14 protein-coding genes are annotated in these 13,187 nt (G+C 46.9%); 5 read left to right on the top strand and 9 right to left on the bottom strand.

Annotation, left to right across the window (positions count from 1 at the left end):
- Nucleotides 1-130 precede the first annotated feature (130 nt).
- The 5 genes from BMY78_RS18845 to BMY78_RS18825 form a co-directional block, all read right to left on the bottom strand.
- Nucleotides 131-988: an SDR family oxidoreductase gene (locus BMY78_RS18845; protein WP_090901764.1), complete on the bottom strand. Its 858-nt coding sequence runs from the start codon at nt 986-988 to the stop codon at nt 131-133.
- A gap of 137 nt (nt 989-1,125) precedes the next feature.
- The gene (locus BMY78_RS18840) at nt 1,126-1,551 is read right to left on the bottom strand and encodes an Rrf2 family transcriptional regulator (protein ID WP_090901761.1); all 426 of its coding nucleotides are present in this window, start codon (nt 1,549-1,551) and stop codon (nt 1,126-1,128) included.
- A 103-nt stretch (nt 1,552-1,654) separates the two neighbouring features.
- Nucleotides 1,655-2,479 carry a carbohydrate ABC transporter permease gene (locus tag BMY78_RS18835; protein ID WP_090901759.1) on the bottom strand — a complete coding sequence of 275 codons (825 nt, stop codon included), beginning with the start codon at nt 2,477-2,479 and terminating at the stop codon, nt 1,655-1,657.
- On the bottom strand, nt 2,480-3,352 hold the full coding sequence (locus tag BMY78_RS18830; RefSeq protein ID WP_072734531.1) for a carbohydrate ABC transporter permease: 873 nt from the start codon (nt 3,350-3,352) through the stop codon (nt 2,480-2,482).
- A gap of 105 nt (nt 3,353-3,457) precedes the next feature.
- Nucleotides 3,458-4,759 carry an ABC transporter substrate-binding protein gene (locus BMY78_RS18825; protein ID WP_090901757.1) on the bottom strand — a complete coding sequence of 434 codons (1,302 nt, stop codon included), beginning with the start codon at nt 4,757-4,759 and terminating at the stop codon, nt 3,458-3,460.
- A gap of 176 nt (nt 4,760-4,935) precedes the next feature.
- Here BMY78_RS18825 and BMY78_RS18820 point away from each other — a divergent pair, with 176 nt between their 5' ends.
- On the top strand, nt 4,936-6,816 hold the full coding sequence (locus BMY78_RS18820) for a cache domain-containing sensor histidine kinase (RefSeq protein WP_090901754.1): 1,881 nt from the start codon (nt 4,936-4,938) through the stop codon (nt 6,814-6,816).
- Nucleotides 6,817-6,821: 5 nt separating this feature from the next.
- Nucleotides 6,822-7,580: a response regulator transcription factor gene (locus BMY78_RS18815; protein ID WP_072734528.1), complete on the top strand. Its 759-nt coding sequence runs from the start codon at nt 6,822-6,824 to the stop codon at nt 7,578-7,580.
- Nucleotides 7,581-7,632: 52 nt separating this feature from the next.
- Here the strand turns inward: BMY78_RS18815 and BMY78_RS18810 are convergent, their stop codons facing one another.
- The gene (locus BMY78_RS18810; RefSeq protein ID WP_090901751.1) at nt 7,633-8,262 is read right to left on the bottom strand and encodes a YfbR-like 5'-deoxynucleotidase; all 630 of its coding nucleotides are present in this window, start codon (nt 8,260-8,262) and stop codon (nt 7,633-7,635) included.
- Between the two features lie 251 nt (nt 8,263-8,513).
- Here BMY78_RS18810 and BMY78_RS18805 point away from each other — a divergent pair, with 251 nt between their 5' ends.
- Nucleotides 8,514-9,221 carry a metal-dependent hydrolase gene (locus tag BMY78_RS18805; RefSeq protein WP_090902606.1) on the top strand — a complete coding sequence of 236 codons (708 nt, stop codon included), beginning with the start codon at nt 8,514-8,516 and terminating at the stop codon, nt 9,219-9,221.
- 79 nt (nt 9,222-9,300) lie between these two features.
- Here BMY78_RS18805 and BMY78_RS33380 read toward each other — a convergent pair whose 3' ends face one another.
- The 3 genes from BMY78_RS33380 to BMY78_RS18795 all read right to left on the bottom strand — a co-directional run bounded on the left by BMY78_RS33380 (nt 9,301) and on the right by BMY78_RS18795 (nt 11,042).
- On the bottom strand, nt 9,301-9,423 hold the full coding sequence (locus BMY78_RS33380) for a hypothetical protein (RefSeq protein WP_256222184.1): 123 nt from the start codon (nt 9,421-9,423) through the stop codon (nt 9,301-9,303).
- A gap of 21 nt (nt 9,424-9,444) precedes the next feature.
- Nucleotides 9,445-9,762, bottom strand: coding sequence for a hypothetical protein (locus BMY78_RS18800; protein ID WP_090901747.1), 318 nt, complete (start codon nt 9,760-9,762; stop codon nt 9,445-9,447).
- A 206-nt stretch (nt 9,763-9,968) separates the two neighbouring features.
- Complete coding sequence (locus tag BMY78_RS18795) at nt 9,969-11,042, bottom strand: M42 family metallopeptidase (RefSeq protein WP_090901744.1); 1,074 nt, start codon at nt 11,040-11,042, stop codon at nt 9,969-9,971.
- Between the two features lie 627 nt (nt 11,043-11,669).
- On the opposite strand from BMY78_RS18795, the gene spoVAC reads away from it, so the two are divergent.
- Together spoVAC and spoVAD are read left to right on the top strand one after the other, a co-directional pair.
- Nucleotides 11,670-12,173, top strand: a complete 504-nt coding sequence (spoVAC, locus tag BMY78_RS18790) for a stage V sporulation protein AC (RefSeq protein ID WP_256222183.1) — start codon at nt 11,670-11,672, stop codon at nt 12,171-12,173.
- On the top strand, nt 12,170-13,186 hold the full coding sequence (gene spoVAD, locus BMY78_RS18785; protein ID WP_090901741.1) for a stage V sporulation protein AD: 1,017 nt from the start codon (nt 12,170-12,172) through the stop codon (nt 13,184-13,186). Before spoVAC ends, spoVAD begins: the two co-directional genes overlap by 4 nt.
- Nucleotide 13,187 lies beyond the last annotated feature (1 nt).

Below are 13,187 nucleotides of genomic sequence, written 5' to 3'. Positions count from 1 at the left end.
TGATTCAATGTACAGTTATCCGATCAACTGCTATATCTTTTTATAGATCGCTGTTACACCAAAAGGGACACATCCAACATTCGCTGGTGTGTCCCTTTATGATTCGCACTCTATTATCTTCTATTTAAACTTACTTGCCCAAAATGGCTTTTACACCCTCACTCAATGGTTGAGCCGGACGGCCAAGCAATTTCTCCAATGTATCGCTCTCTACAGCCAGTGCCCCTTCACGGATAGCACTTTGCATATCAACAAGCATGGAGACTACAAAGTCAGGCAGACCTGCACCTTTCATAATGTCTGCATACGCGGCATCATCCACGTTTTGCACGTTGATATCCTGTCCAAGCACTTCCCCAACGATGGCTGCAAGCTCAGCTTGAGTACGAAGTTTACCAGACAACTCATATACTGAATTTTCATGTCCCTCACCTGTCAGTACTGCAGCGGCAGCATGTGCATAATCACTGCGAGTAGCCCAGCCCACTTGGCTGGCGTTAGTTGCATGCACCCAAGGTGCGCCCTGGGAAGCTGCTTGAACGCTGCCTGCTTCATTTTCCAGGTACCAGTTGTTGCGAAGGAAGGAATAAGGAATGCCGGAATCACGGATAGCCTGTTCTGTGGCACGATGTACTTCAGCCAGTGAAAGGGTGTTTTTCTCCGCATTCACAACGCTGGTATAAGCGATGAATCCAACACCTGCTTTCTTGGCAGCGTGCACGGCAGCTTGATGTTGGCGAATACGCGTTTCATTGTCACCGTCTGTGGAGATCAGCAGAAGCCGATCCACGCCTGCAAATGCTTTTTCCAGCGTTTCCGGTTGATCGAAATCACCTTGACGAACGTCCACACCTTGAGTGCGCAATGCTTCCGCTTTCTCCGGGTTGCGTACACTTACAGCGAGCTCCCCAGCAGATACCGTTTGTAACAGTGCCTCTACGACCAGTGAACCCAAATGACCTGTTGCGCCAGTAACTAAAATTTTCATTGTATTTTCCTCCTATAAAGTATGTTTTGTGTCGACACAAAAGTGAAATGTCAACGACATGAAAAGATGTAATCGTATGTGTTATAACAGGTGTGATTACAACGAAAGGTTTAAAAAAAGCTCGTAATGAGCTTTTTTTATTCAGAGACGTGAACCTGATCCATCATCTGTTGTATCGTTACACGTTTCAAACGCTGTTCCATAGCTAGCTGAGCCTCAATAAGTTCGGCGCGCAAGGTTTGTTCGATCATGCTGCCAACCGGACAATTTGGGTTTGGATGTTTGTGGAAGTTAAACAACTCGCCATCCTCCACAACCTCAAGCGCACGATATATATCCAAAAGGGTAATGTCCGCGGGGTCCTTTAACAAAGAAGCACCTCCGACACCGGGTCTGACCTCAATCAAGCCGGCCTGTTTCAGCTTGGACATAATGCGCCGAATAATGACGGGATTGGTATTCACGCTTTTGGCGATAAAATCCCCCGTGCACTCATTGGGCACAACAGCGATCAAGGACAGCGTATGAACCGCAATGGAAAAGCGACTGCTGATTTGTTTCATGGATGATCACCACCGTTGTAACTATAATAGTTACAAATAAACACGATGTCAATGATAAATTTCGAAGTAGCCAGGTGTATTGAATTCTCATTTTGGATACATCTCAACCCTTAACCGCTCCGGAAGTCAGACCACCCACAATATATTTTTGCCCAATCAGGAACACAATCAATACAGGCAGGGACGTAAGCACGATATCGGCACTGACCAGATTCCACTGAGCACTGAACTGTCCGAAGAAGTTATAGACAGCGAGCGTCATCGGCCACATCTCGACGGTATTGAGCATGTAGAGTGGGGCGGTAAATTCATTCCAGACACTCAGGAAATTAAGAACAAATACCGTAACCAGTACAGAGGTTAACAAAGGCACAATAATTCTGAGAAATAGCTTGATCCCGTTGCATCCGTCCATGATCGCTGCTTCATCCAGTTCTTTTGGAATATTGGATACAAACGCATATGTGATGAATAGCGAGATCGGAATGCCCATCGCGGTATAGAGCAGAATCATGCCCACATGCGAATTAATCATGCCCAGCGACTTCATGACCTCCATTAATGGAATGTAGTTTAATGGCAGTGTAATGCCCAGAATGAGAAAGAAATATAGGAACTTGCTTAACTTAGAATAATTTCGTGATAACGTGAAGGCCGAGAACGCGACAACAAACACCAGCAGCAGGGAAGAAGCCGTTGAATGGAGCAGACTGTTGAAAAAGGAACCGCCCAAGTGTCCCTGCTCATAGACGATTTTATAATTTTCAAAGATGAACTTCTCGGGTAGAGTCAGTTTCAACACTTTGGCTTCGCCATCGGACTTGAATGAATTCAGCACAATGACGACAAAAGGAATCAGGACCACCAGGCTAAGCAGCCAGGCAAGTACATTTAATCCGATGGAAACCAGCCGTTTTTTCACTCGCATCTAGTATTCCACCTTTCGGTTCATCAAGCGGATGATGAAGAAGGAGATGATCGCCATAATGACAAACAGAATCGTGGATAATGCACTGCCGAGTCCCCAATAGCCTTTAGCAAAAGAGGAATACACCGCTGTGTTGATCACATCTGTTGCGTTGCCCGGTCCACCATTGGTCAGTACATATACCGCATCAAATACCCGCAGCCCATACGTAATATTGAGCACCGTAGCAATGGTGATCGTCGGCATCAGCATCGGAATGGTGATCCGAAACAGCTTCTGCCAGAAGCCGGCACCGTCAATCGATGCCGCTTCATAATAGTCACGAGGAATGGCGAGCAGTCCGGCAATGAACAATACCATAATGTACCCCATGCCTTTCCACGTATCCACTGCCATAATGGATGGCATCGCCCAGGTCAAGGAGCCCAGCCAGTTCTGGGCCAGAACGTCCAGCCCCAGCGAACGCAGCGTCACGTTAACGAAGCCGTTGTTGGGGTCGAGCAGGCTTTTGAAGACCAGGCCAACAATCAGGAACGAAAGGACTTGGGGTGAAAATATGATCATCCGGTGCAGATTGGCGGCCTTCACACCGCTAACAAGCAACAGAGCTAGGAATAGGCCCAGAACCGTCTTGGCGATCGAAGTAATCAGGGTGAAAAGGACTGTATTTTTAATAAAAAGTAAATACGTTGGATCACCCGCCAGAATGGTTCGGAAATGCTCCAGACCAATAAAGTTTTTCTCCGAACTGTAGCTGTTCCAATCGGTGAAGGAATAATAGATGCCCAGCAGGGCGGGAGCGACGATGAACAGCAGATACAACACAATCGCTCCGGATGAAAAATACCAGGGATAGATCTTGTTCACATTCATAATCTGTAACACCTGTCCTTCCTGCCAATATGCATGAGTGCATGGCGCCTCACCTCGCTGTATGTAATGGTGGTCAGCTACATGCCTCATGTGTTTACCGCGCTCTTATTGCCACGCATCATCTTTCAGCACTTTGGCTTGTTCAGCCCTGCGTTTATCAATATTTTGCAGAATTTGATCCGGGGTCATCGCTCCAGCGAACATGCCAGAAAGATCCTTGCCGATATCCATCCACTGCGGATCAATATACTTTACAGCGGCCTGCATGACCGTACCTTTCTCATGATTTTTCTCGTAGTCGATATAGTCCTGTGTCAGCTTCGGTTCGATTTCCGGCCAGCATATGGTCAGGTTGCCTTCACCCCCATCGAATACACGCTGCAGATGATCATGCTCCGTAATCCACCGGAAAAACTTTAGTACCTCTTCCGGGTGTTTGCTGTTTTTGTTGCCAAACATCGCAGCCGAACCGCCCGGATTCACACCAATCGTCTGATTATCGCCCCATGGCATCACGAAAAATCCCATATTGTCCTTCATGTCCGGATACGCCTCAGACACTTCCTTTTCGGTGCCCGGAACTCGAAGCAGCATCGCTGCCTTCTCCTGACCAAAGGCTTCAATGCCAGCCTCGACCGTGTTGGACAGAAAATCCTTGCCGAAGTAACCCAGATCCGCGAATTCCTTTAACTGTTCAATGACCGTTTTGAGCTGCGTCAAATCCGCGACTTTCATCTCATTGTTGTTCAACTTCTCGTACGTTCCCGGCGTAGATTGCTCATAGTTTGGACCGGTTTCAAATAAAGGCAGTACCTGATACCATCCGCTGGCAGGCGCCTGATAGAACGGAATGATGTCCTTGTCCTTGATTTTCTGGCTGATGGCCTTGAACTCGGCGTAGGACGTTGGTGGCTGGATGCCGAGCTCTTCAAAGATGCGTTTGTTATAGTACACATACCATATTTTCGATGGTGCAAAAGAAACCCCGTACACCTTATCTTTATAGCTAACCGTTGGTAAAATCTCTTCAGACATGCGTCCTGTAAATTCCTCATTGGTCAGATCAATTGCATTTTCCTCAGGTCTTACGTTAGCAGGCATGCTCAGCGGGTCCACATCCACATTGAAAATATCAGGAGCTTCACCGGAGGCAAGCTTCACCTTAATCAGGTCACGCCACTGGGCATCAGGGACCACCTGAAAGTCAATTTTCACACCCGTTTCCTGCTCATATTCTTTAGCCATCGTTTGCATAATACCCGTACGTGGAATGCCGCTCTGGCTTGTTCCGAACGTTAGCGTTACCTTCCCTGAACCTTCGGAACTGTCACCGGAGTTGCACCCGGCAAGAAGCAGGCTGGACAGCAGTAGCACGCCTGCGATGGATAATAGAAATCGTTTTCTCATTAATAAACCTCCCATGGAATAAAGAATAATGGCTCTTGCCGAAACGCTTCATGTAAGCGTATTCTTATGTGGATAACTTTACGCGGAACAAAGAATGTGCTCAATAGACAAAAGCGTTCTCTTGGGTGGACATTTTCGAGTAAGTTGCAATACATCATCCGATAACGAGGTGTGAGATGGTTAAGTACCGATTCAGAACGCTTCAGCAAAGCCTGTTTGCCTACTATTCTGCAGTATTTATTGTTTTTTCATTGATTGTGGCCAGCCTCTTGTATGTTTTTCTTGCCAATGACATTCGTAGTCGAAGTGCCGAACAGCAGAAACAGCTGGGGAACTCGATGGTGGGCAACCTGGATCAGGAAATCGTCAAAATGAATAATTTCTCCATGAACATCGTATATTCCAATCTGGTCAAGGAGCACTTCAGTCACTATTTATCTCCAGCGGAGGACAATGAACAGACGCTGACAAGTGACCCGGCGTTTTACAAGGATACAACAACGCTGATTGATGTCATTCTGGCGATCATTAGCAGCTCCAACACAGCCAAACAAGCCAATATTTATGATGTAAACGGTAAAATGCTGGGTGCCGGTGCGTTCAATGGCCAGCTGTCCGTAGATCTGACCCAAAGACCGTGGTACGAGGAAACGTGGGCGCGCAATGGCTGGCGTGTCATAAGTTTACTGGATGGTGGGGCTTTACCGATGCCAACAGGGCAGGGGGAATCAGACAAACCATATCTTTCTCTTACCCGGGTGTACAAGGATGGAAATTATGTCTCGCAAGGTGTAGTCGAAATCTTGCAGGATGCTGGAACCGTGTTCCAGCATTTGAATGATGTGCAAGCGGGGAACGAAGATCTGAGCTTCTATGTATTGAATGAACGTAATGAGCTTTTATATCCTTTATTGTCCAATGAAAACCCGTTAAACGCACTCCATTCTGACGTTGTTAACTTGATTCGTAACGACCGCTATCCACCAGGAACGATGCAAGAAGTGGTAGATCCCAAAGGGAATTCAAAGCAAATGATGACCTACACGACCTCGCAGGAGACCGGATGGACGGTTATCGTGATGCAGTCCAAACAATCCCTGTTTGCGAATCTGAATCGCATGGCTTTTCTGTTTATGGGGGCAACTTTAGCTACCTTGATTCTTATTCTGCTCCTCTCATACCTGATCTCCAAACGAGTGACTTTGCCGCTTCATCGTTTGCAGCGCATAATTCAGAAAACTGGCGTCCACGATCTGAGCACGGGTCAGGACTCTGGCCAGTTATTCAAGTTGGAATATCCGGGTTCCATCCGTGAGATGGATGAGTTGAATGATACGTTTATCCAATTGAATCAACAGCTTGTGCAGTCCTTTCAAGACATGCTGGCGATTAAATCTCAGGAAACGGATGCGAGGTTGCTGGCGTTGCAGTCCCAGATGAACCCTCACTTTCTGTATAACAACATTACGAACATCAGCATCATGGCGGAGGAGGGCATGAATGAACAGATCGTTGCGTTCTGTGGTCACATCGCATCCATGCTGCGTTACATCTCGGCTCCGAACAAAAGCGGTGTTCCATTGGAAAAAGAAATCGACTACTGTGAGCGATATTTGGAGTGTATGAAAATTCGGTTCGAAGATGATCTGCTTTATGAATTCCATGTCCCGGACTCGATGAAAAATCTTCAGGTGCCCATGCTGTTGATTCAGCCTTTGCTGGAAAATGTCATGAAATATGGACTGCGTGATACACCACCCTGGAAGCTGCGTATCATTGGAGAGCTGGATACCTTGCAGGAAACCTGGCTAATGACCGTCGAAGATAACGGACCTGGCATGGAACCCGAGGCGCTCAAGCTCATCCAGCAGTACATACAACAATCACAGGAATGGGAGCGTATGCCTGAACTTGAGATCAACGGGATGGGATTGAAAAACATCTGGATCAGGCTCAAATTATGGTATGGTTCCGCGGCACATATGCATATTTCAAATAAACCTTCTGGCGGCGTCAGCATTACGATTGGCGGTTCCATTCGAAAGGAGCACAGTTAAAACTCATGGTGATGACATATAGAACCATTATTGTGGAAGATGAGGCGTTAATTCGTCGCAACGTATCCCGGAAATTCAGCGAGTTGGGCACACGGTTCGAGGTTATCGGTGAGGCTAGGAATGGGCAGGAAGCATTGGAACTGATTGAACATACGGTGCCGGATCTGGTCGTTACCGATATTCAGATGCCCGTCATGAATGGGCTGGAACTGGCGAAACATCTGTATTTTGCTTATCCGCATGTCAAGATCGTGATCCTGAGCGGCCATCATGAGTTTGAGTTTGCACGTCAGGCGATCAGTTACAAAGTGGAGGATTATCTGCTTAAACCCCTCACGGAAGAACAGCTTCGGTCACTGTTGGATGCGATGGAATTAAAGCTGGGCAGTGCAGAGGACTCGCTGGCACATGTCAGTGCAATGCTGGATGAACAGGTGAAGCCGGAGGATATTGCAGAGGCCGTCAAGTTGTATTTGAAACAGAACTATATGCATGAAATTACGTTACAGGACATGGCAGGACAGATGCATTTTAGTGTGGATTACCTGGGGAAGTGTTTCAAAAAGGTGACAGGTGAAACCCCGCTCAAATACATGACAGGGCTTCGAATCAACGAAGCAAAACGCATGCTCGCGGCCTTTGAAGATATGGATATCAAGACGGTGGGTAAAGCGGTGGGGTATAGTGATTCTCATTATTTTAGCCGTATTTTCAAAAACAAGACAGGACTGTATCCCAGCGAGTATCGCCAAAGGTTACAATAACGCAAAAAAGCCCTGTCCATGGCTCTTGAAGAACCACGATGACCGGAGCTGATTATTGTGACAAAGCATCTTCCGTGATTTGGCGGATATCAAATGGGGAACGGTTGCCTTCCTCAATGATGTCGGGGAGAATCTGCTCGAGGAAATAGTGTACACAGTGGAGGTCAATATTTTTGATTTTGATCAGGGCATATCGGTACATCACGATAAATTCCTTTTCTGTATTGCCACGCTGCAGTTCAGCAAACGCTTCGTACACCTGATCCATTTTGTCGGCCACTTCAAGAATAAGTCCTTCGACAGAGTTATCTTTGCCTTCACGCAGCTGTCTGCGGAAAATCGGCTGCAATTCTTCAGGTATATTTTCGTTAATAAAATGCTCAACCATGCCTTCTTCTACCTGCTGCAGCATCGAACGAAGCTCCAGTGAATAATGTTTAACCGGCGTTTTGATGTCACCGATGAAGATTTCGCCATAATCATGACTGCTGGTGATCTCATAAAGCTTCTTCCAATCGATGGCGACCCCATGCTGTTCCTCAATATCGGCGAGTGTTTTGGCATACTGCACGACTTTCCAGGAGTGGGCAGATACGCTGTGCTCCTCGAACTTGAATTTTCCCGGGGTACGAATAATGCGTTCGAGATCGTTGAGTGATCTAAAGTACGTATGAATTCCCATATAAGTAATCATCCTTTGTTGGTTGGGTATGAACCGACTATATACCAGTGATGTTAACACAGGATTAACGTCGTATGAGGTTAAGGTAAAATCAGTTCGCATATTAGTCTGCCCATAGATCCGATCGTAATTACACGGCATGGAGTAAGTAAATTAAGAAATGCGAACTATTGTTCTTATATTGTTTTCGTTGTAAAATCTGGAGTGGGCAGTTTATGTTCCCTATTTCTTCGAAAGGAAGTTTTGGCACCATGATGGGAAGATCCCACCTGATTATCGGGACCACTGTATCCCTCTCTGTTCTGCAATTGGCCGGCATTCCCGTGACTGCACCGGCGGTTACCGTGGCCCTGATCGGTTCGCTGCTGCCAGACATTGACGAGCCCAATTCGCTATTGGTATCCAAGGCGTTGCCGAACAGCCTCATTCGGCTGTTACAGACAATCCTGCTGCCAGTCGCCGTATTTGTGTACTTCTATGTACAGGCAAAACCATGGAATCTGCTGCTCGCCATTTTGATTGCGATGGTATCTTTCCTGCCGTCACGTTCCCTACGCAAAGTGCTGATGTTTGCGATCGGATTGGGACTTGTATTTTATGGGCATGCCTTCGCACCATGGAATCTGATCGCGGGCAGTCTGTTAATGCTGTGTACCACGTTAACCCACAGGGGATTGACACACACATTATATGGAACCGCCGTATGGACTGGGTTGCTCTACAGTACAACTCATTTGCAGGGGCCAGAGATTTGGGTAGCCGGAGGTACAGCCTATGTCATGCATCTATTGGCAGATTCGTTGACGAATCGCGGCATTCGTCCACTGCCACCACTCAAGTGGCGTATAAGGATCAATCTTATGAGTACGGGCACGAAACATGGAGCCGTTGTGGAAAATGTGTGCATTGTGCTGGCTCTCATTTTGGCCTGGATTGCGTTCTCCCCTTTATTTCTGTGATATCTCAAAAATACCAGTCCTGCAATAGGACTGGTATTTCTTTGGTTCATATGCATGGCTGTAATCAAAATGGAGAGGTTCATGTGGTTGTGGGTGTACTCGACAAACCTTCAATATCTGTTGAACCAAATACAAACAGCATTACAAGGATAACTACAATGATCAGTTCGGCAAAGCCGGTTCCGTCAAAGTCAGACATCATATCAACCTCATTTCATAATATCTAGGAATTCATTCTTTTCTGGAAAGCTTGCATCACGTCATCCAAAGTCATATCTCCATTCTGGTTCATGAAATCGACCAGCTTATCCGTGTTAGTTGATGTTATATTTTGCAGCGTTTTATATTTTCCGGTCAACTCGACCACCAATGTTGCTTCTCTAAACAACGTAACGGCATCCACTCTTAATTTCCCGCTCACCAGCAAGGCTGCGACGATAATTTCCAGGTTCTTTCCTTTAAGGTTGCCATTGAGAAGGGTGTTGGCAGCATTTGTTTTGGTGGAACCTTTATTCGATTTTCCATTCCTTCTCATTGCCATAATAGGTCCCCCGTTGTTTTATGTTTAGTTCTTCTACCGTTGTTATATCTTATGATTCTTTTCTATATATGTTCTAGCTATTAAACTAGTTGAACAAAAAAAGAGATACCCTGATGTATCAGGATATCTCTTAAATTCATATATTCATTTCAATGAAGGTTAAGCAATGAAGTGCATGTAGCAAGCTTTACCCCTAGAATCCACAATTACGTGTTTTCGATAATCGTATTAAGTGTTGTCTGATCCAGACCCTTCACCAGCTTCACGAGCAACTCTTTAGCCGCATCATAGTCATCCGTGTGAATAATGGAAGAAGAGGTATGAATGTAGCGTGCGCAGATGCCAATTACCGTTGAAGGCACACCGATACCGCTCAAATGAACCGCTCCGGCGTCCGTACCACCAGGAGAGATGAAATATTGCATTTTGATCTGATTCGTTGAAGCTGTGTCCTGAACATATTCAACAATACCGCGATGGGTGAACATGCCCGGGTCGAAGATACGCAGCAAAGCGCCTTGTCCAATATGTCCGAAGGACTGTTTGTCTCCTGTCATATCATTCGCAGCACTGCAGTCCAGTGCAAAGAAAATATCCGGTTCAATCAGATTGGCAGCCGTGCGTGCACCGCGAAGTCCCAATTCCTCTTGAACAGTTGCACCGCAGTAGAGGGTATTTGGCAATTTTTCCTTATGCAATGCTTCGACCAGCTCTAGTGCAAGTCCTACGCCGTAACGGTTATCCCATGCCTTTGCCATAATTTTCTTCGGATTGGCCATCGGTGTGAATTCACAGATCGGAACGATCTGCATGCCCGGATGAATGCCCCAAGACTCTGCTTCTGCACGGTTATCTGCACCAATATCCAGGTACATATGGTTAAGATCAACCGGTTTATTACGCTGGGATTCATCGAGTAGATGAGTAGGTGTTGAACCGACAACTCCTGTAATCCGGCGATCCGGAGTGATGAGCTCCAGACGTTGAGACAGCACAGCCTGACTCCACCATCCACCGAGTGGGCGGAATTTGATCATGCCTGTTTCCGTAATGCCTGTGGTCATGAAGCCAACTTCGTCGAAGTGACCTGCAACCATAACTTTGGGTCCGGACGCCTCTCCTCGTAATACGCCAAAAAGGCTACCCAGGCGATCCTGGACAAATTCTTTCGTATAAGGAGACATTTGTTCCTTCATCCATCCGCGAAGCTCGCGTTCAAACCCGGAAACGGAAGGGAATTCCGTTAACGTGCGAAACATTTCCAACGTTTTTTGATTCATGTGTCGACAACTCCTCTGCTTGTATGTAGATCAGGTCTCAGCAGAACGGCTGCCGGACTGTTGTCCTTCGGAAGAGAAGAACCTTTTATTTAACCACTGGTCACACTACAGTATGAACCTTGCGCAAGTAATTGTCCATGGTTATGTCACGTATCTCAGGCATGAATGGTTGCTCCTTTGACGATGCATCGGGACATTAAATCCGCACCAAACACAGTCGCAAAGCAGCTGCATTGAATATGCATATAGTGAGGAACCGTTTTGCTTAACCAGTGTTCCATAAGGTATTCAAATAAGCCACTAATTTCATTTGCCTGACAACAGGAAGGAGCTGGGACAATAGATGACGCCACCCGATGAAGGCAATGAAACCATCCTTTGTATCGTCCTTTTTATTTTGCTCGTGATCATTCTGCTTTATTTATAAATTTCATCAGACCCTCTGATCCGGCGCTGAGCGACTCATCTGATTCGGCTGCTTCATCGTGCTGGAAACAAATGCTGTCTTTCGCCGGGTACATAACTTTCCCAACCTTAACAAACACTGAATACAGGATTACGCACAGTATATGCAGTCATGCAGTTACATCTGTTGACTCATTTTCATTTCAAGGGAGGTTCTGTATCTTGCCAGCTCAAACGAAGGATAATGGAAGAAAATCATCGTCATCCCTGTCCATCAGTGAACAGGAATATAAAAAAGTCGCCAAAAAACATGAGCCTGCCCGTCCAATTTGGGCGAACTGCATAAAGGCATTTTTCGTCGGCGGATTCATCTGCGTCATTGGACAGGCTATCCAGGAAGCGTTTATGGCCGGGTTTGACATGACTTCGAAGGAAGCAGCGAGTCCAACCGTTGCGGTCATGATCCTCATTTCAGTCATCCTGACTTGCCTTGGTGTCTACGATAAAATGGCGCAATGGGCTGGTGCCGGGACGGCTGTTCCTGTTACCGGGTTTGCCAACTCCATGTGTTCGGCAGCACTGGAGCATCGTGCAGAGGGACTGGTGCTGGGTGTAGGTGCGAACATGTTCAAACTGGCTGGTTCGGTCATCGTGTTTGGTGTAGTTGCCGCCTTTGTCGTGGGGATTGTATACGCCTTTCTTGGCTTCGGAGGTGGACATCTATGAAGCGCCTGGGACAACAAACCTGGCTATTTGAGAACCGTCCACGCATTATCGGCAGGTCAGCAGTCGTAGGGCCCGATGAAGGCCAAGGGCCTCTGGCATCTGATTTCGATTATATATATGACAATTTGGAGATTGGGGAGAAGACCTGGGAAAAGGCAGAGCGCAAGCTTCTTGAACAGGCCTCTCAAATGGCGTTGATCAATGCCAATATTACGAAGGAAGAGCTTCAGTTCTTTGTTGGCGGGGATCTGATGAACCAGATTATCAGCAGTTCCTTTTCTGCCCGCAAGTTGGGTGTACCCTATCTGGGGGTATTTGGTGCCTGTTCAACCTCAATGGAGACGTTGGCTCTGGCCTCGCTCATCGTGGATTCGGGCGCAGGGGATTATGTACTCGCGGGTACGGTAAGTCACAATTGTACGGTGGAAAAGCAATTTCGCTACCCAACAGAGTATGGTTCCCAGAAGCCGCCATATGCCCAGTATACCGTTACGGGTTCGGGGTGTAGTGTGATATCCCGTACAGGTCAGGGTCCGGTAGTCACCAAAGCGACCATTGGCCGAATTATGGATATGGGCATCAAAGATCCGTTTAACATGGGGGCTGCAATGGCTCCTGCGGCAGCGGATACCATTGTTTCGCATTTCCGGGATACAGGCCTGGAACCCGGTTATTATGATCTGATCGTTACAGGTGATTTGGCTTCGGTTGGGTTGCCCATCGTTAAGGAGCTTTTGCATAAAGAGGGTATTCCGATGGAACAAACGGTTTTCAATGATTGTGGCTTGATGATCTATAACCTGGAAAAGCAGCCGCAGGTTGTGGCTGGAGGCAGCGGCTGCGGATGTTCAGCGACCGTAACCTACGGTCATATTATGAACCGGATGCAAAAGGGTGAGCTCAATAAGGTATTGGTGGTCGCTACCGGTGCATTGTTGTCTCCACTTTCATACCAGCAGGGTGAGAGCATTCCTTGTATTGCACATGCCGTAGCCATAGAAAAGGAGGGATAAA

The sequence above is a fragment of the Paenibacillus sp. OK076 genome (assembly GCF_900110055.1).
In the GTDB taxonomy this organism is placed as follows: domain Bacteria; phylum Bacillota; class Bacilli; order Paenibacillales; family Paenibacillaceae; genus Paenibacillus.
This window is presented reverse-complemented; position numbering and strand designations above follow the sequence as displayed.

What these genes read in the sequence shown, in the direction of transcription:
- BMY78_RS18800 (WP_090901747.1), bottom strand. Translation starts at nt 9,762, where the DNA reads ATGGCAATGAGAAGGAATGGAAAATCGAATAAAGGTTCCACCAAAACA.
- BMY78_RS18810 (WP_090901751.1), bottom strand. Translation starts at nt 8,262, where the DNA reads ATGGGAATTCATACGTACTTTAGATCACTCAACGATCTCGAACGCATT.
- BMY78_RS18805 (WP_090902606.1), top strand. Translation starts at nt 8,514, where the DNA reads ATGATGGGAAGATCCCACCTGATTATCGGGACCACTGTATCCCTCTCT.
- BMY78_RS18840 (WP_090901761.1), bottom strand. Translation starts at nt 1,551, where the DNA reads ATGAAACAAATCAGCAGTCGCTTTTCCATTGCGGTTCATACGCTGTCC.
- BMY78_RS18820 (WP_090901754.1), top strand. Translation starts at nt 4,936, where the DNA reads ATGGTTAAGTACCGATTCAGAACGCTTCAGCAAAGCCTGTTTGCCTAC.
- spoVAD (WP_090901741.1), top strand. Translation starts at nt 12,170, where the DNA reads ATGAAGCGCCTGGGACAACAAACCTGGCTATTTGAGAACCGTCCACGC.
- BMY78_RS18795 (WP_090901744.1), bottom strand. Translation starts at nt 11,042, where the DNA reads ATGAATCAAAAAACGTTGGAAATGTTTCGCACGTTAACGGAATTCCCT.
- BMY78_RS33380 (WP_256222184.1), bottom strand. Translation starts at nt 9,423, where the DNA reads ATGATGTCTGACTTTGACGGAACCGGCTTTGCCGAACTGATCATTGTA.
- BMY78_RS18845 (WP_090901764.1), bottom strand. Translation starts at nt 988, where the DNA reads ATGAAAATTTTAGTTACTGGCGCAACAGGTCATTTGGGTTCACTGGTC.
- BMY78_RS18835 (WP_090901759.1), bottom strand. Translation starts at nt 2,479, where the DNA reads ATGCGAGTGAAAAAACGGCTGGTTTCCATCGGATTAAATGTACTTGCC.
- BMY78_RS18825 (WP_090901757.1), bottom strand. Translation starts at nt 4,759, where the DNA reads ATGAGAAAACGATTTCTATTATCCATCGCAGGCGTGCTACTGCTGTCC.
- BMY78_RS18815 (WP_072734528.1), top strand. Translation starts at nt 6,822, where the DNA reads ATGGTGATGACATATAGAACCATTATTGTGGAAGATGAGGCGTTAATT.
- BMY78_RS18830 (WP_072734531.1), bottom strand. Translation starts at nt 3,352, where the DNA reads ATGAATGTGAACAAGATCTATCCCTGGTATTTTTCATCCGGAGCGATT.